The organism is Clostridium sp. KNHs205 (genome assembly GCF_000702945.1).
Lineage (GTDB): Bacteria > Bacillota > Clostridia > Lachnospirales > Lachnospiraceae > Anaerocolumna.
Map to the genome: position 1 here is coordinate 1,640,827 of NZ_JNLE01000003.1, position 21,037 is coordinate 1,661,863.

At 40.7% G+C, this 21,037-nt stretch carries 15 protein-coding genes; 13 read left to right on the forward strand and 2 right to left on the reverse strand.

What is annotated here, in order from left to right:
• The first annotated feature begins 51 nt into the window (after positions 1-51).
• The 4 genes from BR73_RS0107090 (at position 52) to BR73_RS0107105 (ending at position 4,491) form a co-directional block, all read left to right on the forward strand.
• Positions 52-1,071 (forward strand): ABC transporter substrate-binding protein, encoded by a 1,020-nt coding sequence (locus tag BR73_RS0107090; protein ID WP_033164971.1) that lies wholly within the window; start codon positions 52-54, stop codon positions 1,069-1,071.
• Between the two features lie 77 nt (positions 1,072-1,148).
• A complete protein-coding gene (locus BR73_RS0107095) occupies positions 1,149-1,898 on the forward strand; it encodes an ABC transporter ATP-binding protein (RefSeq protein WP_033164972.1) in 750 nt (249 codons plus the stop codon).
• 313 nt (positions 1,899-2,211) lie between these two features.
• The gene (gene ytvI, locus BR73_RS0107100) at positions 2,212-3,333 is read left to right on the forward strand and encodes a sporulation integral membrane protein YtvI (RefSeq protein ID WP_033164973.1); all 1,122 of its coding nucleotides are present in this window, start codon (positions 2,212-2,214) and stop codon (positions 3,331-3,333) included.
• A gap of 366 nt (positions 3,334-3,699) precedes the next feature.
• Positions 3,700-4,491 (forward strand): hypothetical protein, encoded by a 792-nt coding sequence (locus BR73_RS0107105; protein WP_033164974.1) that lies wholly within the window; start codon positions 3,700-3,702, stop codon positions 4,489-4,491.
• Between the two features lie 598 nt (positions 4,492-5,089).
• Here the strand turns inward: BR73_RS0107105 and BR73_RS0107115 are convergent.
• Positions 5,090-6,022 (reverse strand): phosphatidylglycerol lysyltransferase domain-containing protein, encoded by a 933-nt coding sequence (locus BR73_RS0107115; RefSeq protein ID WP_033164976.1) that lies wholly within the window; start codon positions 6,020-6,022, stop codon positions 5,090-5,092.
• Positions 6,023-6,064: 42 nt separating this feature from the next.
• Positions 6,065-7,897, reverse strand: coding sequence for a translational GTPase TypA (gene typA / locus BR73_RS0107120; RefSeq protein WP_033164977.1), 1,833 nt, complete (start codon positions 7,895-7,897; stop codon positions 6,065-6,067).
• A 552-nt stretch (positions 7,898-8,449) separates the two neighbouring features.
• Between typA and BR73_RS0107125 the strand changes: the two genes are divergently transcribed.
• From BR73_RS0107125 to BR73_RS0107165, 9 genes are all read left to right on the forward strand, one after another.
• Complete coding sequence (locus BR73_RS0107125; protein WP_033164978.1) at positions 8,450-9,082, forward strand: single-stranded DNA-binding protein; 633 nt, start codon at positions 8,450-8,452, stop codon at positions 9,080-9,082.
• Positions 9,083-9,421: 339 nt separating this feature from the next.
• Positions 9,422-12,367 carry a glycosyl transferase gene (locus BR73_RS0107130; RefSeq protein WP_033164979.1) on the forward strand — a complete coding sequence of 982 codons (2,946 nt, stop codon included), beginning with the start codon at positions 9,422-9,424 and terminating at the stop codon, positions 12,365-12,367.
• A 112-nt stretch (positions 12,368-12,479) separates the two neighbouring features.
• Entirely contained in the window at positions 12,480-13,532 is a 1,053-nt protein-coding gene (locus BR73_RS0107135; protein ID WP_033164980.1) for a response regulator, read from the forward strand.
• Positions 13,522-15,300: a histidine kinase gene (locus BR73_RS0107140; RefSeq protein WP_033164981.1), complete on the forward strand. Its 1,779-nt coding sequence runs from the start codon at positions 13,522-13,524 to the stop codon at positions 15,298-15,300. Before BR73_RS0107135 ends, BR73_RS0107140 begins: the two co-directional genes overlap by 11 nt.
• A 96-nt stretch (positions 15,301-15,396) precedes the next feature.
• Positions 15,397-16,788 carry a sugar ABC transporter substrate-binding protein gene (locus tag BR73_RS0107145; RefSeq protein WP_033164982.1) on the forward strand — a complete coding sequence of 464 codons (1,392 nt, stop codon included), beginning with the start codon at positions 15,397-15,399 and terminating at the stop codon, positions 16,786-16,788.
• Positions 16,789-16,863: 75 nt separating this feature from the next.
• Positions 16,864-17,844 carry a sugar ABC transporter permease gene (locus tag BR73_RS0107150; protein WP_033164983.1) on the forward strand — a complete coding sequence of 327 codons (981 nt, stop codon included), beginning with the start codon at positions 16,864-16,866 and terminating at the stop codon, positions 17,842-17,844.
• Positions 17,844-18,710 carry a carbohydrate ABC transporter permease gene (locus BR73_RS0107155; protein WP_051685027.1) on the forward strand — a complete coding sequence of 289 codons (867 nt, stop codon included), beginning with the start codon at positions 17,844-17,846 and terminating at the stop codon, positions 18,708-18,710. Before BR73_RS0107150 ends, BR73_RS0107155 begins: the two co-directional genes overlap by 1 nt.
• Before the next feature lie 111 nt (positions 18,711-18,821).
• Positions 18,822-20,090: an extracellular solute-binding protein gene (locus BR73_RS0107160; RefSeq protein WP_033164984.1), complete on the forward strand. Its 1,269-nt coding sequence runs from the start codon at positions 18,822-18,824 to the stop codon at positions 20,088-20,090.
• Positions 20,091-20,259: 169 nt separating this feature from the next.
• Complete coding sequence (locus BR73_RS0107165; RefSeq protein WP_081848754.1) at positions 20,260-20,982, forward strand: glycoside hydrolase family 16 protein; 723 nt, start codon at positions 20,260-20,262, stop codon at positions 20,980-20,982.
• Positions 20,983-21,037: the final 55 nt, after the last annotated feature.

Sequence of the window (21,037 nt, forward strand, 5' to 3'; positions counted from 1 at the left end):
AAACTTCAACTTCATGATGAAACGTGTGCCAGGCACACAGATGGGAGTTTTATGAAAAAGAAAATACTAGCAGTTGCTTTATGCCTGTCCTTATTAACAGCAGGCCTTTCAGCCTGCAGCAAAGATGCAGGCAAAAACAGTGAGGACGCCAATGCCTCCGGTGACAGCCTTAAAAAGGTAAGAATCGTTCTTGACTGGACACCCAATACCAATCATACCGGTCTGTATGTAGCTGATAAACTTGGATACTTTACAGAGGCCGGACTGGACGTTGAAATCATGCAGCCACCGGAAGGAAGTACTACTTCTTTGGTAGGAGCCGGCGGAGCGGAGTTCGGTATTTCCTTTCAGGATACCTTGGCACCAGCTTATGCAACCGACAGCCCTATTCCGGTTACGGCAGTAGCAGCGATTATCCAGCATAATACCTCCGGAATTATATCTCCCAAGGAGCTGGGGATTGATTCCCCCAAGAAGCTGGAAGGGCATTCTTATGCAACCTGGGATTCCCCAATTGAGCTTGCCATTATCAAGAAGATAGTGGAGGATGACGGCGGTAATTACGATAAAATCAAGCTGATTCCAAATACGGTATCTGACGTTGTTACAGCACTTCAGACAGATATCGAATCTGTATGGGTATATTATGCATGGGATGGTATCGCTACAAAAATAGCCGGTCTTGAGACAAATTATCTTAATTTTGCTGATTACGGCACAGAGTTGGATTATTACAGCCCTGTTATTATAGCAAATGATGAATTTCTGAAAAATGATCCTGACACGACTAAGAAGTTCCTGGCAGCTGTCAAAAAAGGCTATGAATATGCTATTGCAGAGCCTGAAAAAGCAGCGGATATTCTTGTAGAAGCGGTTCCGGAACTTGATAAAGCACTTGTTACAGAAAGCCAGAAGTGGCTGGCAGATCAATATAAAGCTGAGGTTACCCAATGGGGATATATAGATAAAGCCAGATGGGATGGCTTCTATAAATGGTTATTTGACAACAGCCTGATTGAAAAAGAAATACCTTCAGGCACAGGTTTCTCCAATGACTATTTAGCGGAGTAAGGAAATAAGTTGGTATGCACTGGTACGCAGTTAAAATATATGCGTAAAGGTAGGTGCAGAAATGAGGTTAAACAGCCGTGGATAAATTAACAGCCAGCAATATCAGCGTAAGCTATGGCAGCAATAAAATTATTGAAAATATATCCTTAAGACTCCAGCAAGGTGAAATAGTCAGCCTTCTTGGAGTAAGCGGTGTAGGAAAGACTACTTTATTTAATGTATTATCCGGTCTTTTGGTGCCGGAGGAAGGCAGCATAACCCTGGATGGGGAGGATATTACAGGGAAAACCGGAAAGCTAAGTTATATGCTTCAAAAAGATATGCTTCTTCCTTTTAAGACCATTGTAGATAATGTAGCATTACCTCTTGTCATTAAAGGGGAGAAGAGGAAGCTGGCAAGGGAAAAGGCATCAGCACTTTTTGAGGAATTTGGGCTTGAAGGTACTCAGTTAAAATACCCCAGGCAGTTATCCGGCGGTATGAGACAAAGAGCAGCGCTTCTGCGTACATATCTGTTTTCAGATCAGGTAGCTTTGCTGGATGAGCCCTTTAGTGCTCTGGATACCATAACCAAGAGCAATATGCATGAATGGTATCTTCAGGTAATGGAAAACATTAAACTATCTACACTTTTTATAACCCATGACATCGATGAGGCCATACTGTTATCAGACCGTGTATATGTTATGACCGGTAAACCTGGGCATATTTCCGAGGAGCTTGTGATTGACAGTGAAAGACCCCGGGGAGAAGAATTCCTTGTAAGTGATGAATTCATACGTTATAAGAAACACATTAATATGATTTTAAAGAAAAGCAGGGAGTAATTTCTAATAAAGAGATGCACCACCGGAACCCAGAGCTGGAATCCGGCAGGGCATCCTTTTTTTGTAAAAGAATTTGTTTTGAATTATATATAATTCCTCTAACAATAGTGAATCAGACAGTAAAAACTGGTTAGTATATAGATAATTATGTTGGTGTATATAGGTAATTATTACTATGCTCAAAATCATGAAAAATGTCGAAAAAGAGTAAAGTTAGATACTTTTATTTAAGAAATAATATTTACAGATAAGATAAATAAGATATAATAAGAGTGTAGCCATACACTTTATGAAATACAGTGGAGTTTAGTAAATGAAAAAACCTTTGATCTATGTAAAGATTCTCGTTAATGTACTCCTATTTCTTCTGGGAGTATTGGCTGTTGTATTTTTACTTCCGAAACTATTGGGTTTCTTTATGCCTTTCGTCATTGGATTTGTCGTATCTGTCATTGCAAATCCTTTGGTCAAATTCCTTGAAAAACGTGTAAAGATAGTCCGTAAACACAGTTCTGCTATTATTATTATATTGGTAATCGGTGCGGTAGTAGGCGCTATTTATGCCCTGGCAAGTGTACTGGTAAAAGAAGTTACCAATTTGATTCAAGACTTCCCGAATATTTATACCAGCCTGGAACAGCAATTTAATACTATATCCGTCAAGCTTTCTGGTATTTATGATCTGTTGCCTCTGAGTGCCAGAAACATGCTGGATAATATAGGAAGCAACATCACTAACTATGCAACCCAATTTATGTCTGAGAGCAGTGACCTTAACATTAGTGAAGCCGGTAGTTACGCCAAGAACGTTCTTGATGTACTTTTATATGCCATTGTAACAATTATGTCTGCCTATTTCTTTATTGCAGAAAGAGATAACCTGGCTGCTCTTGTACATCGTTTTACACCTGTTTCCCTGATAAAAAGCTATAACTTAATCGTTTCCAATTTTAAATCTGCCGTAGGCGGATATTTCAAGGCACAGTTTAAGATCATGCTGGTGATTACCATAATCATGTTCGTGGGGTTTGAAATCATTAAGGTAAGATATTCTTTTCTATTTGCCTTATTGATAGCATTTCTTGATTTCCTGCCTTTTTTCGGAACCGGAGCTGTAATCTGGCCCTGGGCTCTGATTGAAATCCTGTCCGGCAATTATTTCAGGGCGGTTATGCTTTTAATCATCTATTTGGTATGCCTTATCGTAAAACAGGTATTGCAGCCTAAAATGGTAGGAGACAGCGTTGGTATCAGTCCCTTTTCAACGTTGATATTTATGTTTATCGGATATCGTTTATTAGGTGTTCTTGGAATGATTATTGGTATACCCATTGGTATGATTATTATTAATTTTTATAAAGCGGGTATGTTCGATAATATTATAAAGGGTTTTAGAATTATCATAAAGGACATTAACGACTTTCGAAAAATGTAATAATAATTCAGCTTTTATTTTAAAAATTCTTTTTTAGATTTTTATAAGAAAAGGCGTAAAATGTAAATAAGTATAAAAAAATAGCAAATAATACAAGAAATATGTTGACCGGTAGTAAAAAATTGTATTATAGTAGGTATTATAGAAATTGTAAATTATATACACATGTTTTATTCCGTATTGCTATCCAATCATTAAAGTTATTAAAATGCAAGGGTTATGAACACACTGGATAATAACTCCACAATCACGCAGAAAAGAAATTCCGGTGTGTTAAAGTACAAATAGATAATTATGCTATTATTATTTTCGGATGAACTTAGATGAGAGGAGTCTTGGGGAAAATTATACGAAAGGGGATAAACTATGAGTGAAAACAAAGTGCAAAGTCAAGAAAATGCTATTGTTACTTCTGGTGAGATACGAACGATTTTACAGGATTTTTGCATAGGAAAAAAACCTCTTGCTAAATTATTAGGCTGGGGCGAAACCACCATAATAAGATACATTGAAGGTGATATACCTACTGCGGAGTATTCCGGTAAACTCAAAAATATCGTTGAAGATCCGGTATATTACTATGAATTGTTGCTTGAAAACAAGGATAATCTGACCAATGTAGCCTATCGCAAGACAATGCAGGCAGTCCTTGAGAAAATGACAGAGCGCAAGATTAACTTAATAGCCCAATACATGATATACTACACCCAGGGCGATCTGTCCCCAGGCTATACCCAATGGCTTTTGTATTATGCGCAGGGTTTCTTCCTGGCGCTATACGAAAGAGAGTTATTTGAAGATGATTTTAGCGTAAATGGTGAGAATGCACCATACATTTCTTTATACAATAGTATGAAAAAACATGGTATTAATATTTTTGAGGTTCCTGTTAACCGGTTGACAGAAATGGAGAAGAACCTTATAAATAAGGTGCTTGACACCTTCTGCTGGTATGGACCTAAGACTCTTAAAGTTTTGGCGGCTCATGAGAGGGCCAATTATCGAATTTCCAGAGATAAAGAAGGAAAGAGGATCATAGCAAAAGAGCTGATTAAAAATCAATTCAAGGATATTATGACGATATATGGGATACGCAGTTTAAATGATATACATAAATATCCGGATGGGAAGTTCAGGGAAATCAGAGGGATATCGTAGGAGTTGTTAGTTTTTCTCAAGGGGACGGCGCATTGCACAAAACAGAAAGAACTCATGTTTCGATTCCAAGGTATAAGAAGTCCTAATTCTCTGAATCCTTTGTGCTGGTCATAATGTAAAACAGATAACTCGCTTCGCTCAGACAATCTGTTTTACATTATAGCACAAAGGATTCAGAGAAAAGGACTTCTAATACCTTTCCATAGGCACATTCGTTCTTTCTGTTTTGCACAATTCGCCTGAAATCGTATAGAAGTGGCTTCTGAACTTACTAAATGAGGGGTAGGAGTATTGAGAATAAGAGAGATATTGATAAAAAGAGGATAATAAGAAATGCTGATAAAAAGAGATTAATAAGAAATACTGATAAAAAGTGGTTAATAAGAGAAATCGATAATAAGAAATTAATAAGAGAAACTGATAATAAGAAATTAATAAGAGGAACTGATAATAAGAAATGATTAAGAGATACATAAAAAAATACTTACAAAATAAGGATGTAAAAAGAAGCGCACTGTAACCTTTAGAATAAGGGGCACAGGGTGCTTCTTTTTATGAACAGGTATGGATTATTTGGCTGGATAATAAAGGTAATTGCTTATTTATCCGTGTTGAAATTACGTTGGTAGATGTGATATTTCGTTTCCAGTTTGATGGGCTGATAGGATAGTTTGGCTTTACGCAGGCCTTCCTGTCCAAGATCATCCTCTCTGTTTACAATCTCTGCTTCCGGAAAGGCATGTATCAGAAACTGCTGGTTTATGAAATTATACAGACCGGGAATATTAATATTGGCTTTTTCAATATGGATAAAGGCACATTTAATATCCGGTGCATAACTGCCAATGGTATAGGCCTCCAGATTTCCGTCTACATATACACCACCGATGCTGCAATCCACAAAACCGCAATATTTGAATAAACGGTGTATTCCGTTTTCTTCGCTTCGCATACTGCCATGCTTATCTTCGTATTCTCTGTTATCCAGCCATCTGTCATGGAAACTCTGAATTTCTTCCACATTAGAACAATCCAGGGTGCGGTATTCATATCTGCCATCATAGTTCTTCAAGAATGAATTCAGATGGTTTTTCTTCTTATGATAGGCTTTACCGCTGAGAGTACGTAACTTAGCTGCATCATAGAGATAATCATGATTATCTCTGCAGTTCTCAATTTCAAATTCTTCTTCAAATCCCGGTAGGGTCTTTAATGCAGTAAGAAAAGTTTCATCAATAAGATACATGTTTAACGGTTTGTTAAGCTCTTTATTCCAGTGTTCTTTGATTTCCTGAAATACGGCAGGTATGTCAGCTTCTTTGCATAAAGGCATCATAGGACTTGTCTTGTCTTCCGTCATTATAACGCACATCATATATTGGTCATTCCGGTAGTAATGGGTATTGTAGAATTCTTCCCAGATAAACTGGTTTACCGGCTGTCGTTCAGAGATGTAAACCGGTCTCAGGTTGGAATAGGATTCCAATCTGAGACAGTCTGCTATCGTTAATTTGTTAAATTCAATTCCCATATGCATTCTCCTGTAAAGGTAATTCCATTGTGGTAAAAGCTATTATTTTGAATTACGTTTAGCTCTCATTCTGAGAGTAGGATCTAATAATTTCTTTCTGATTCTTAAGTTCTGAGGAGTAACCTCTAATAATTCATCAGTATCAATGAATTCCAGAGCCTGCTCTAAGCTTAAGATTTTTGGAGCCACCAGTTTAAGAGCATCATCGGCACCGGAGGAACGGGTATTCGTAAGCTGTTTTCTCTTGCAGACATTAACTTCGATGTCTTCTGCTTTCGCATTCAGGCCTACTACCATACCGGAGTAAACCTTAACACCGGCTGTTATAAAGAGAATTCCTCTTTCCTGCGCATTAAAGAGACCATATGTGATTGCTTCACCGGTTTCGTAAGCAATTAAGGACCCCTGTTTTCTGTACTGGATATCTCCCTTGTAAGGGCCGTAATCTTCAAATAAGGTATTGATAATTCCATTACCTTTTGTATCTGTAAGGAATTCGCCTCTGTAACCGATGAGTCCTCTGGAAGGTATTAGGAACTCAAGTCTTGAGTATCCGCCGTTTCCGTTAGACATTCCCTGAAGCTCACCTTTACGCTGGCTTAATTTATCGATAACAGCTCCTGTGAATTCTTCCGGTACGTCGATAATAGCGCGTTCCATTGGCTCCAACTGCTTTCCTTTTTCATCGTAACGATAGAGAACCTCAGCTTTGCTTACTGCAAATTCGTAACCTTCTCTTCGCATATTTTCAATAAGAACGGATAAGTGAAGTTCTCCTCTTCCGGATACCTTAAAGCTTTCCGTATTCTCTGTTTCTTCCACACGAAGGCTGACATCTGTATTAAGCTCCCGTAATAAACGTTCTCTTAAGTGTCTGGAGGTAACGAATTTACCTTCCTGTCCGGCAAGAGGGCTGTCGTTTACAATAAAATGCATTGCGATGGTCGGCTCTGAGATTTTCTGAAAAGGAATAGCTTGGGGATTCTCAGGAGAGCAGATGGTGTCACCGATATGGATATCAGAAATACCTGAAATCGCAACGATGGAACCGATGGAAGCTTCATTTACTTCTACCTTTTTAAGACCCTCAAATTCGTAAAGCTTGCTGATCTTAACTTTCTGGCTCTTATTCGGATCATGGGCATTTACAAGAACTGCATCCTGATTTACTTTGATGATACCGTTATCAACTTTACCTACACCGATACGGCCAACATATTCATTATAGTCAATGGTGCTGATAAGTACCTGTGTACTTTCCTCAGGATCACCTTCAGGAGCTGGGATATAATTAATGATAGTCTGGAAAAGGGGTCTCATATTTTCAGGAGACTCCTCTAATTCAAGAATTGCTACACCGGATTTGGCGGAAGCAAATACAAAAGGACAGTCAAGCTGATCATCAGTAGCATCCAGCTCAATGAAAAGTTCAAGAACTTCATCAATAACTTCTGCAGGTCTGGCTTCGGGACGGTCTATTTTATTGATACATACAATAACCGGAAGTTCCAGTTCCAAAGCTTTCTTAAGAACGAATTTGGTCTGGGGCATAGGGCCTTCAAAGGCATCAACTACTAAAACAACACCGTTAACCATCTTAAGCACACGTTCTACTTCGCCGCCGAAGTCAGCATGTCCCGGTGTATCTATAATATTAATCTTTACGCCTTCATAAGAAACAGCTGTATTTTTGGAAAGGATAGTAATACCACGTTCTCTTTCAATATCATTAGAGTCCATGACTCTTTCCTGTACAGCCTGATTGGTGCGGAATACTCCGCTTTGCTTTAAGAGCTCATCAACAAGGGTAGTCTTGCCATGATCAACATGGGCTATGATTGCAATGTTTCTGATGTCTTCTCTTTGGATTTTCATCGTAACCTCTTTCTTGAATGTCCAATCTTATTGATTGGATATTTACTTATTTGACTATTTTCCATCTGTGTTAAGGATAACAGATATATCAGGATAGAAAAATAGTCTTCTGTTGTTTTAATATCCGCTTACCTGATTCAATTTTGTCCGGATATTGGTTTATATGATCTTAGACCAGCTGTTACTGCTGATGCGGCAGAATTTAATTTTACTGTCATAATAGCGATACTATTTCAATAAAATATATAGATTTATAAAAACTATATTAAGCTCAATATAAGCAATAACACTCTAACTAAAACATTTTAACATACTACGGGAAATTTACAAGGTATTTCTTTAGAGGGCGGTATTTTCAGCGTTTTGCTTACCCTTTCACAACAAATGGAAAAAAACTTATAAAAATTTTTTTGAAAATTGGTTCTAAAACGAATATTACTGTCATACATATAGTATTGGAGAATAATTTTATCTTGAAGGTCAGGACAATACAATTGGGATACCAATTATAAATTGTACAGAACACGAGTAAAGAGAAGGGAGTCATACGAAATGACAGATAAAGTATTTGATAACAATCAAGTAAGTATTGCAGGCGAGGTAATGACTGATTTTGAATTCAGTCACGATGTATTTGGGGAGGGTTTTTACATTTTGGAGGTTTCTGTAAGCCGGTTAAGTAATTCCTATGATAACATACCTATTATGATATCAGAGCGGCTGGTGGATGTAAAAGCGGATTTAAAAGGCAAATATGTAGAGGTTAATGGACAATTCCGTTCTTATAACCGTCATGAGGACAACAAGAACAGGCTGGTTCTGTCTGTATTTGCCCGAGAAATCAAAGTAAGTGAAGAGGATACGGAAGGTATTCGCCCAAATTTCATCTTTTTAGACGGTTTTGTCTGCAAGCAGCCCATTTATCGAAAAACTCCCTTAGGAAGAGAAATAGCTGATATTCTTCTTGCAGTAAACAGACCTTATGGAAAATCCGATTACATACCCTGCATCTGTTGGGGAAGAAATGCCAGATTCGCCGAGAATTTCACCGTTGGGGGACACATCCAGGTATGGGGCAGAATCCAGAGCAGAGAATACCAGAAAAAGATCAGTGAAAATGATTTTGAAAAAAGAATTGCCTATGAAGTATCGGTAAGTAAGCTGGAGTATCTGGAGGAATATTAAAAGAATTAATTATAGATTACATCATATAATAAGGAAATGCTGTTGCATAAGAAAGACGATACCGGAAGGTTAGCCATTGGTTCCTTCCGGTATTTTCTTAAAATGCAGCAGCATTTTCTTGCTTTATGGCTGGTAGTAAGGCCGTAGAAGTCTTAAAAAACCGTAATTTTGACCTGCTTAACCGTAATTTTGTATGGTTATTTCTTTTAAGTAAATACATTATAATAATTTTATTATAAGCAGTCAGAAACCGGAAGTGATAAAGGCAGAAGACTAAAATTACACAGAATAAGATATACCTTTCAGTTGAGACAATAAACTTATTATCGGAGGGATTTTATGAAGCATATACTTGCTCGTGAACTGCTGGGGAAACCCCAGGAAATGGCACAACAGTTTTTCGGGGAATTAATTACAGAGACGGAAGGTTATGATTATCAGTTTACGGATGCCAGTCTGCAGAACTTGCTCCTTATTGGAAGGTTTACATATCAGGTACCGGCTTTCAAGGAATTGTACAAGGATGAGATGCTGGCAGTATTTTTTGACAGTTTATCCACTGTGCAATCCCATTTATTTCAAATAGCCTGGGACAGCGGAACAATTATTCAGTATACCTATGACAGCGTGGAAAAGAAGGATAAGCTTCTGCAGGAAAAGTCCCTGCCTGAGCCCCTGGCCTCTAAGATACTGAATAAGTTAATGAATTACAAGTCCTGGGCTGGATACCTGGACGAGTTCGGTGATCATATTATTGATTTGAAAGCTCCTTCGCCGGGTGCCCATTTTTATACCAATATGCTGCTGGGAAAACGTATAGGTTTTTCTCTTCCTTTGCAATCCACGCCGAAAAGCGTTGTGGACCGATTGGGAGGAGGAAGCTTCAGAGCACATGCCGCTAATCAGGTACTGGCTACCCGATGGGACATGCTGCCAGAGGAAAACGGGTTTCCGGCAAATCGTCAATTTTATCTGGTGGAGGAAGGGAAGCAGATCTTTTATTCAGCGGATGCGACGGATTCCAATGTTTTAACGGCTGTCTGCCGTCATTCCAGAAACCATACCAGGTTAGAATATTCCACTGCCTGCGGTCTTCTCATAACCAGAACGATTTTCTTATTGCCCCAGTACCAGGGGCTTCCCATGGCAACAGAGGTTCAGAGAATTACCATTAGGAATACCGGGAAAAAGGAACGAAAGCTAAAGGTGGTTCTTACCGGAATGATTGCCTCTGCGGTTCCTCCTGCCTTAATGGAGGATGTGGTCTATTCCACGGTTATCATGGAATCTGGTATTCTGAACAAAGCAGAAGGCCAGCTCCTCGCTTATGTACCTCATTATTATCCGGATTACTGCCAGGGGGATGTCCGCTTTGGAACCGCTATGTTCTATGAGAAAGGAAAGAAGACCTACCCGGGTGAAATCGGGACCCATTACGGTGATTTTATCGGAAGCGGCAGCCTGAACCGTCCCCAGGGACTATCCAGGCTCACTAACCGCCTCAGTACCAAAGGTCCGGGATTTCTTGCTTTGGGAAAACAGTTTTATCTGGCGGCAGGAGAGGAAGTAACAGCGGATCAATATACGGGGCTGATCACAGAACTTCAGGATACAGCGGTGAGCAAGGAAACCCTTCAAAGAGAAATAGAGAACCTCCATTCCAGATTTACCGAAAGGGAGGCTTTGGAGGAAGCCCTGTCAGCTCAGATGAACTGGTACGACGATTACCGCAGTTATCTGCAGGTCTCTACCGGAAACAGGGATTTTAATGCCTATGTCAATTATAATCTGCCTTTTCAGGTATTATATCAGACCTTTGTATCCCGCTCCTTTGATTTGACACAAAAGGGATACCGGGAAATCGGGTTCCGGGAGATTCAGGATATCTATGCATCTATGTACTATTTTATGGCAATGGGGGAAGGGGAGTATACCAAGTCCCTCTTAAGGGAGTGGATAGAAAAAGTACTTGAATTCGGCTACTGCTATCACAACTTTTTCTGGAAAGGAAAAGAGGCCGGAAAATGGTCAGATGATGGGCTTTGGCTGGTACAGGCCGTATACCGTTATGTTCAATTCAGCAAAGACACGGAATTTCTAAAGGTGGAATACGAAATACCGGAAAGCGGTGGAAAGAAAAGAAAGGTATATGATACCCTGAAAGCAGTTATCCATTACTCAGGAACAGTATCCATTGGTAATCATGGTCTGCCTTTAATTGACTTTGCTGATTGGAACGACTGCCTTAAGGTAGACCCGAATTATCTGACAGGAAAAGAAAAAGAAACCCTGACAGGACCTGTCGATGGGTATTCGGAAAGTGTTATGAACGGATTTCTGTTAAAGCTTGCCATAAACCACATGGAAGAGCTGTCCTTTAACCTTGGAGATCTGGCATACAGGGAAGAACTAAAGCACCAGAAGCAGATACTGAGCAGAAATCTCCAGGAACATGCCTGGAAGGGGGATTTTTTTGCCAGGGTTTTATTTAACCGCTACGGGGATAAGATAACATATCTGGGTGCCGGCGGTGATGGGTTTTCCAGAAAGCAAGAGATACCGGGAACTTACTTTTTAAATTCCTTCAGCTGGTCAGTACTGTCAGGGGAAGCAACGGAGGAGCAGATAGGAATCATGCTGGAGGGAATTCAGAAATACCTTATAAGTCCCTTTGGATTCCCCCTCATGAGCCCCACAGATCTCTCCAGGGTAGCCCAAGCTACGGCAACCGGGGAATATTTTCCCGGTGACAGAGAAAATGGTGGTATCTTTAAGCATGCCACCATGATGGCGGCAGCCGCCATGGTGAAGGCATCGAAAGAAGCAGAGGATATAAAGCTGGCGGTAAAACTCAGGGATCTTGCCTACTGGATGGTAAATCTGGTATTGCCCTTTAAGACCCTTGAAAATCCTTTTATGGCCTGCGGTAATCCCCGCTGGTGTACACAGTATATTAACAGCCAGACCGGAGAGAACATAGGGCCAACTTTAAGCGGAACCTCCACATGGCTGACCCTGACCTTATTTGAAATGCTCGGAATTGAGTACAGAGACGGACAACTCCTTCTGAATCCTATGTTATCCGAAGAAGAGGAAGAGCTTCGATATACCTTAAAACATAGGAAGACTTATTATGAGATAACAGTCCGAAAACCTGTTGGGCTGTCCCGTATAAAAGAAGGGGGTTACCGGTTTGTTCTGGACGGAAGAACAGCTGAAGGGAATGCAGTTCCTCTGATCGATGATGGAAAATTCCATCACCTGGAACTTGAATTTGTAAAATAAGAAAACAAATGCCATAGAAGAAATTGCTGTAATTCATAGCAGTTTCTTTTATGGCTTGTGTTTTAGAAAGAAGTTTTATAAAGTAAAGAAAGAAGGTTAAGGAGGAGCAGGGATGTTTACAGTACAGATAGTAGATGATGAGCCCATCGTCAGAATGGGGTTGAAAAAACTGATACCGTGGGAGGAGCTTGAGTTTCATACAGTCTATGAAGCACAAAACGGTGAAGAGGCACTAAAGCAGTTGAAAGAGCACCATATCGACCTGATTATAACAGATATTGAAATGCCCATTATGAATGGGATGGAATATATAAAAAAAGTAAAGGAATTAAAAGGAAAACAAGCAATTGTAATCTTAACTGCCTACGCTGAGTTTGAGTATGCAAAGTCAGCAATCGAATACGGTGTAGCCGGATATATTTTAAAGCCTATTGCAGAGAATCAGATTATAGAAACCCTGAATCAGGTGAAAAAGACCCTTACAGTTCCTGTGGAAAGAAAATATACCAGGGAACTTGATAAAAAATTAATTGAAGCAGTCCTGTTGACAGACTCCAAGGCCTATGAGCTTCTGGCTGCCATTCTGGAAGAGGAGGGACAGTATGAACTGGAGGATATCAGCGGGATGAACCTTCGGTTTTCTTATATTCTGGAGGAAATTGTACAGGCAATCAATAAGAAATACGCTAATTTGAACAAACTGGAGCCCCTGGGCGTAAACCTCACTGACGGCCGGCAGAAATATATGTCAAGAACTGCTCTTACAGAACGGTTTGAGTTGGAAATTAAAAGGCTGTTTGACATATTGGATAAATACCTGCTGGTGTATAAAGACAATGTAGTAAGACAGGCCAGCCGGTACGTGGTAAATCATGTTGATGAGAAAATCGGATTGACCATCATAAGCAATTACCTTAATATCAGTAAGAATTATTTCTGCAGTCTTTTCAAACAGGAGACGGGAGAGAATTTTCTGAACTATGTAACTAAGATTAAGATGCAGAGAGCAAAATACCTATTAAAAGAGAAGAATATGAGGATTTATGAAGTGTGTAATTATCTTGGGTATACCGACACCACTTACTTTACGAAACTCTTCAAGAAATATATTGGAATGACACCAAACGATTATAAGAAAACAGAGTGTGAGGAATATGATTTTTAAAGAGAAGCACCCCCAGGTCAAGATGACGGACAAGACCATAACCAGTGTATTGCTTGGCAGCTATATCAGGACAATGATTATCTCCCTGTTCTTAGGCCTCCTTTTTTTCTTTGTCATTACAGGAAAAGAGATGGTCTACCGGCAGAATCTGAATAACAGCCGGATATTGACTACCTTTTCTTATTTTATCAACATGCAGCTGGAAGATATAAAACGGTATTCCTATAACCTGATTATCGATGAGGAGCTCCAGGATATAATTGATGGAAAAGAAGAAGGAAAAAGCAAGCAAATCAGCACTTTCCTGATGAACAAGATGGCGGAGAGAAATGAAATACAATCCATTCATATTGTATTGGGAAAGGATGTTATTTCAGAATACAAGCAGCCGGTCTTTGACCAGGAACCGGGCCAGTTTCTGAAAGAGCTGGGAATCAATCCTGATAATCAAGAGGAGAAAAGCAGTTTTTACTGGGAGATTGGAAGAGACAATATAGAAATTCAAAGAGACAATACTTTTTATCTGGTAGGCAGTATCCGTTCCAAAACTACACTGAAGCATCTGGGATATCTTATCGTTTTCCTGGATCCCAACGAGCTGCAGAAGAAAATCAACCTCTATCTTCAGGAGCTGGATTATGAAGTCCTGATAAAAAGCGGTCAGGGTAATACCATATCTTTTCCGTCAGATTCAGGCATTGAAAAGTATGGAAATCTGTTGGTCTACCGGGAAGAAGCCGATGACAGCTGGTGGCAGCTCTTTCATAAAAAGCAGTACAGTTCCCGGAAGATTAACAGTATACAGGGTGAAATTTACGGAATGGCAAGAGTATCTCTGTATGCACCCAATGTGGAATTTGCCCTGATCTTACTGCTTATTATTACCATAGAATTTATCCTGATAGCTTCCGTAATTATCAAAAGACGGGTCACCAGCCCGTTGGAGGAAATTGCCAGGAGGGCCAGAAAAATCGGAATACAGGGTAATCTGAGTATCCTGTTTCCAAAAGAAGAGTATTATTCGGAAGCAGACGATATATCCAAAGCGCTCAATGAAATGATGGAACAGATCCGCGGTCTTATACAAGAAGTGGAACGGAGAGAGAAGCTGCAGAAAAAACTTGAGCTGTCTGTAATAAACCACCAGATCAAACCTCATTTTTTGTATAATACTTTAAATGCTGTCAGTATCCTTATCAGTGTGGAAGAAAAAGAATCCGCAAACCAGCTGGTAAAATCTGTGGCAAAATATTACAGAGCATGCCTGAACCAGGGAAAAGATATGATATCCCTGAAAAATGAGCTTGAGATTGTTGAGGAATATATTAAAATCGCCCTTATCAGAAATCCGGATATCTTAAGGGTAACTTATGTGATTGATCCAGAAGCAGGGGATCTGCAGATCCCCAAAATGACCATCCAGACCTTGGTGGAAAACAGTATTAAATATGGAATCAAGCAAATGGGGGAACCTATCAGGATCACAATTTCAGCAGAATCGAAAGAAGGTTATGCTGAAATTACTGTTGAAGATAACGGCAGCGGTATTAAAAAGGATATCATTGAGCGGATTATGAAAGGCGAGTCCCTGGAAGCAGAATCCGGCTTTGGTCTGAGATCCGTGGTAATGAGGATTTCGCTATCTCACGATATCAAAAACATCTCAGATATCATACGGATTGAGTCCAGAGAAGGGGAATTCACAAAGGTTATCTTAAAGGTTCCCTTTCAAAATGAAACAGGAATCAGCAAGAGGGATTCACATTAAGAATTTTACCCCTTAATATCGTAATTTTATAGAGTTATCGAACCCCGGACTTTGTTTTATAATTTATCCATCAAGTAAAGCAAAGGGGGATACATCATGAAAGTAAGATTATTATCATGTGTACTTGTGGTTATGCTTTTAGCCACATCATTCGTTGGGTGCAGCTCCAAAAACGATACCAATACATCGTCAGATAAAGCAGCAACAACGGAAACCGGAAAAGATGCCGGAGAAACAGAAGCCAATAAAAGTGGAGACAAAACAATCGTAACTATGTGGGTTATGCCAAACAGTGGTGATCCGGAAAATAACCTGAAAGAGGTTCTGGCACCGTTCCTTGAGCAGAACAAGGATATTGATGTACAGCTGACCGTATTAGACTGGGGCTCTGCCTGGACTAAGATCACAACAGCAGCTACCAGCGGAGAAGGACCGGATATTACACAGCTTGGAACAACTCAGGTCGCGGCTGTAGCAGCTATGGGTGCCTTGGAGGAGATGACTGGAATTTATGATAAATTCGGAGGAGAAGAAGCTTTTGTTCCTGCTACACTTCCTACCACTCAGATTCTGGGAGCAGGGGAGGAAAGATATGCCGCTCCCTGGTTTATAGATACAAGAGCACTGTTTTACCGTAAGGACATTTGTGAAGCAGCAGGAGTAAATCCTGAGACCGATTTTGAGACCTGGGATAAATTCAAAGCAGCGTTAGAAAAGATGAAGGGAATTACCGTGGATGGAAAAGAAGCTGCGCCTTTGATGATGCCCGGTAAGAACGATTGGAATGTTATACATAATTTCGCTCCTTGGATCTGGGGTGCCGGCGGTGAATTCATAGCAGCAGATAACAAGACAAGCGTAGTGGATTCTGAAGAAGCCTATGAAGGTGTTAAATTCTATACAGAGCTTGCTACGGAAGGCCTGATGAGCATGGCAGCACTGGAGAAGAATTCCGCAGAGGTGGAAGCCTCCTTTAATGCGGGAGAAGCAGCTGTTATCATCAGCGGTGCATATGAAATCGCTACTTTAAGAAGAGAGCAGCCGGAACTGGCTGAAAAGATCGGAACAGCTCCCTTCCCGGCAGGACCCAAAGGAAGATATGCCTTTTTTGGCGGCAGCGGGCTAAGCGTTTTCAAGAGCTCCAAGAACAAAGAAGCTGCTTATCGTGTAATTGAGTACTTAATGTCTACGGATGCCCAGGTTGCTTATCAGAGATTCTGCGGTAATTTACCGACAGTAAAAGCAGCTTATGAAACGGAATTCGTTTCAGAAGAACCTTTAAGAGAAGCTTTCAAGACACAGCTTGATTTTGGCAAAGCATATCCTTCCGTGGCAGGATGGGGGCCTTCCGAAACCCTGTTGCAGAAAGGTTTAAGTAATGTCTGGGATAATGTTATGGGAGTATATGGCGAGTATAAGCCGGAACAGACGAAAGAATTCTTAAAGCAGACAGCAAGCGAGTGCACCATTATATACAACCAACAATAACAAGATAGTGGAGTGAAAGGAACCGCTGCAAGGTGAAAATACAGACTGCAGCGGTTTTTCAATAGAGGAGTAAGGATGAAACATACAGGAAAGAAGCGGGAAGTAAGAAGCCCTAAGAAGAAAAGAACAGGGATGCTGGAGAGAATCAGGCAGAACAAGTTAGCCTACTGTCTGATTGCACCGGCCATTATAGCTATGATCGTGATTCATTTTATTCCCATCGTATCCGGAATAATAATGTCATTTTTAAAGCTCAATCAGTTTACCCTTAAGAAATTTCTTAAGGCCCCTTTTATCGGATTGGATAATTATGAAGCGGTATTATTTGATGCGAACAGTACCATACGTTCGGGATTTTTTGACGCCTTAAGAAATACAGCCATTTTCGGACTGATCTGCAGTATCCTGGTAATTTCCATTGCCATGCTGTTAGCGGTACTGCTGAACCGGAAGTTTAGATTCAGAGGTATTGCCAGAACACTGCTGATGACACCCTGGGTAGTTCCCTCCTTTGTAGTTGGTATGCTATGGGGATTTATGTGGCAGCAGGATGGTATCATCAACAGAATTTTAGTAGATATCCTGCACTTGTTTCCAAACAAACCCTTCTGGCTCACGGGCCCTGCGGTTATGGTAGCTATCATAATTCCGACGATCTGGAGACAGGTACCATTTGTAATGCTGATGCTGCTGGCTGGTCTGCAGCAGATACCGGAGGAATATTATGAAGCAGCCAAGATAGATGGTGCCAATGCCTGGAGAAGTTTTTGCAATGTTACGCTGCCGCTGTTAAGATCCGTATTATCCATTCAGATACTGAACGGAATCATCAGCTATGTATACTCCTTTAACATTGTTTCCATGATGTTTGGTCACGGTGCCGGTTTTCCCGGAAAATACGGAGACCTGCTCATGACGAACATTAACCGTAATTCCTTTCAGATCTGGCAGTTCGGAACCGGTGCTGCCGCAACCGTGGTTGTAATGGTTTGCGTAATGGGACTGGTGGCAATCTGGTACAGGGTATTTCAAAATGATTTGGTGGTGGATGAATAATGAGAGTACAAACTTTAACAAACTATAATAGAAGGAAAAAGAGACTTAACTTTCTTGCAAATTTTATTTTGGGAATTTTCGTAATTTTTGCAGTGGCCCCGATTATCTGGATGATTGCAACCTCTTTAATGACACAGGGGCAGATTGCAACCGGAAATATCGGTGCACCCAATCATTTTGAGAATTACCTGGAAATGTGGAAAAATGTTAACTTTTTTCAGTATTTTAAGAACAGTGTCATTGTGTGCGGATGTACGACCATCGTTGCTCTGACAATAGCCACCCTTGCCGGATATGCAGTCTCCAGATTTAACTTTCCAGGGGCCGGTATCTTTGGGGCAACGGTATTGGCTACACAGATGGTTCCGGGTATTATGTTCCTGCTTCCACTGTATCTGATGTTCATAAGGATACAGGAGACACTGGGAATCCGCCTGATTAATACCTATCCTGGTATTGTCATCGTATACTCTGCTTTTTTTATTCCTTTCAGCATCTGGATCTTAAGAGGTTTCTTTGCCAGTATTCCCATTGAACTTGAGGAGGCGGCTATCATTGACGGCTGCAGCAAGTTCGGGGCTTTTATAAAGGTTATTCTGCCAGTGGCAAAGGTAGGACTCATAGCCACAGGAATTTATATCTTCTTAATGGCCTGGGATGAACTGCTTTTTGCCTGGGTGCTTACAACTTCCTCAGAGGTGGCTACGATTCCTGTGGGAATCCGACTTTATGTGGGAAATTATCAGAACCGGTATGACCTGTTAATGGCTGCGGGATGTGTTACTACCCTGCCGGTATTGTTAATATTCTTTGGGCTCCAGAAACAGTTCATAACCGGAATGACAGCAGGTGCAGTAAAAGGTTAACAGGTATTCCAAAAAGCAATCTTGTGTTCAAGGTTGCTTTTTGAAGATTTTATATGTTAGTATCAAAGTTATCATATAAAAGAGAAGGGTTATCCGGAGGATGAAAAAAATATGGGAAGGAAAAAGATAGTACAGCTGATAATTGTGCTGGGGATTTTACTGGGTTTGATCCTGATCCAGATATATTCCGATTTATTATGGGGAAATAAATCGGACAGGGATGGAAAAAAAGAAGTGATTCGTATATGGACTATTCACGGAGACACGGAGAAGGCACTGGATATTGCCTTGGAGCAGTATAGGAAAAACCACCCGGAGGTTGCCTTTGAAGTAACGGTTTACAAAAATGAGGTATATCAGACAGCAGTCAACAATGCTATGTTAACAGACAGTTTGCCTGATCTGTTTTTTATGTGGGGATACAGCAAGCTGCAACGGTTTGTTGATGCCGGTATGATACAGGAGATTACGGATACGGTGAGAGAGGAAAAAATCTCTGAGGACCTTCGCAGTAAAGGCCTCGATGCCTTTACCTTTGAGGGCAGGATCTATGCTCTCCCCCTGTATGGCTGGGAAGCGGACATATTCTGCAACAGAGAGATTTTTCGGGAATATGGTATGGAATATCCCAATACTTACGAGCAGTTTCTGAAGGTTGTGGAGGAGTGTAAAAGACAGGGTGTAATACCTGTTGTCACCGGTGCAAAAGAAGGCTGGCTGTCCTCCCTCTATTATATGAGTCTGGTACAGGAGGAAGGGCCGGGAAATACCATCTACCGTGCTGTTAAGGACCAGTCTTTATTTTCCTCCGGGCAGTTTCAGATGGCTGCAAAAAAAATGGAACAGCTGACGGAGAAGAAGATATGGCAGCGGAATTATCTGGAGTGTGATGGCTATAACGCAGTGTATCAGTTTGCTCAGGGGAAAGCGGCAATGCTCTATTATGGAAGCTGGGGATCCACCTTTTTGGAGGGAGATAAATCCAAGGTCAAAGGGAAAGTGGATGTAATTCCTTTTCCAAATGGTAACAGAAGGGAGGGTATCGGAGGTTACGTCGATACCTTTGTTATCAATAAATATGGCGCCATACCCCAAAAGGAGGAGCTTATCCAGATGTATATGGAGGTCATGCAGAGCATTTCCAACGTTGTAGTAAATGATATGGGAGCAGGTCTGCCGGTATATAAAAATCAGACAGTGGAAGAAGAAAAATACCCGATTCTCTATCAGAGCTGGAACTCCGGCAGAAGTAAGGTATTATATCCGGCTTACGATCAGATCATGTCGGAGGAGCAGTCGGGTGAGTATTATGATCTGCTGAACAGACTGGTATTCGGAGAAAAATCATATAAAGAGTTCATACAAGGACTAGCAGAATAATAAGTTGAGAGGGATTCCCTCTCAACTTATTAATTTTATCAGGGACTATCATAATTTTGTACCCTGTTACATTTGTTCTTTGGTAGCTATACTGATAATGGAAAGAATGGTGAAAGCAGTAAAAGGCTTTCAGAGCATGGGCAGAAAGCCCAGGTTGGAGGAAAAGTGCATGTTGAGAAAACTAAAAAAGGGGGTATTCCTACTAATGGCAGGAATGATTTTAACAGGCTGTTCATCGAAAAAAGAAGTAGCACTGGAGCAGCAGTTTGACGGTTATGAAGAAGAAAAGATGCAAAAAGCCGACGGCTGGAGTAACGGCAGTATGTTCGATTGTACCTGGAGAGGGGATAATGTAAGTTTTGAGGATGGCATCATGAAATTAACCATTGATGCCGATGGTCCGGAGGCGTCCCCAAAATGGTCCGGTGGTGAGTACCGTACCAAAGAATTCTTCCATTATGGAAAGTATGAGGTAAAGATGAAACCCATAAAGAATGATGGAGTGGTATCCTCTTTTTTCACCTATACTGGACCCAGTGATAATAATCCATGGGATGAAATAGATATTGAATTTCTGGGTAAAGATACGACAAAGGTACAGTTCAATTATTTTACCAATGGCGTAGGGGAGCATGAATATGTCCATGAGCTTGGATTTGATGCCTCAGAAGAGTTTCATACCTACGGCTTTGAGTGGCTTAAGGATAAGATTACCTGGTATGTGGACGGAAAAGCCGTACATACTGCGGAGAAAGACATTCCCGTTACTGCCGGAAAGGTTATGATGAATGTCTGGCCCGGAACCGGAGTGGATTCCTGGTTAGGTACATATGATGGAAAGACCCCCCTTCAGGCAGAATATGACTGGATACGCATTACACTGGCAGAGTAATCTGATGATGCAGGTGTCAAAAGATCAGTTTTTCAAAAGGGGATGGCATATTGCA

Bases quoted from the DNA above. Each gene is read 5' to 3' on its own strand.
- BR73_RS0107105 (WP_033164974.1), top strand. From the start codon at position 3,700: ATGAGTGAAAACAAAGTGCAAAGTCAAGAAAATGCTATTGTTACTTCT.
- typA (WP_033164977.1), bottom strand. From the start codon at position 7,897: ATGAAAATCCAAAGAGAAGACATCAGAAACATTGCAATCATAGCCCAT.
- BR73_RS0107140 (WP_033164981.1), top strand. From the start codon at position 13,522: ATGATTTTTAAAGAGAAGCACCCCCAGGTCAAGATGACGGACAAGACC.
- BR73_RS0107115 (WP_033164976.1), bottom strand. From the start codon at position 6,022: ATGGGAATTGAATTTAACAAATTAACGATAGCAGACTGTCTCAGATTG.
- BR73_RS0107090 (WP_033164971.1), top strand. From the start codon at position 52: ATGAAAAAGAAAATACTAGCAGTTGCTTTATGCCTGTCCTTATTAACA.
- ytvI (WP_033164973.1), top strand. From the start codon at position 2,212: ATGAAAAAACCTTTGATCTATGTAAAGATTCTCGTTAATGTACTCCTA.
- BR73_RS0107145 (WP_033164982.1), top strand. From the start codon at position 15,397: ATGAAAGTAAGATTATTATCATGTGTACTTGTGGTTATGCTTTTAGCC.
- BR73_RS0107130 (WP_033164979.1), top strand. From the start codon at position 9,422: ATGAAGCATATACTTGCTCGTGAACTGCTGGGGAAACCCCAGGAAATG.
- BR73_RS0107165 (WP_081848754.1), top strand. From the start codon at position 20,260: ATGTTGAGAAAACTAAAAAAGGGGGTATTCCTACTAATGGCAGGAATG.
- BR73_RS0107125 (WP_033164978.1), top strand. From the start codon at position 8,450: ATGACAGATAAAGTATTTGATAACAATCAAGTAAGTATTGCAGGCGAG.
- BR73_RS0107150 (WP_033164983.1), top strand. From the start codon at position 16,864: ATGAAACATACAGGAAAGAAGCGGGAAGTAAGAAGCCCTAAGAAGAAA.
- BR73_RS0107155 (WP_051685027.1), top strand. From the start codon at position 17,844: ATGAGAGTACAAACTTTAACAAACTATAATAGAAGGAAAAAGAGACTT.
- BR73_RS0107160 (WP_033164984.1), top strand. From the start codon at position 18,822: ATGGGAAGGAAAAAGATAGTACAGCTGATAATTGTGCTGGGGATTTTA.
- BR73_RS0107135 (WP_033164980.1), top strand. From the start codon at position 12,480: ATGTTTACAGTACAGATAGTAGATGATGAGCCCATCGTCAGAATGGGG.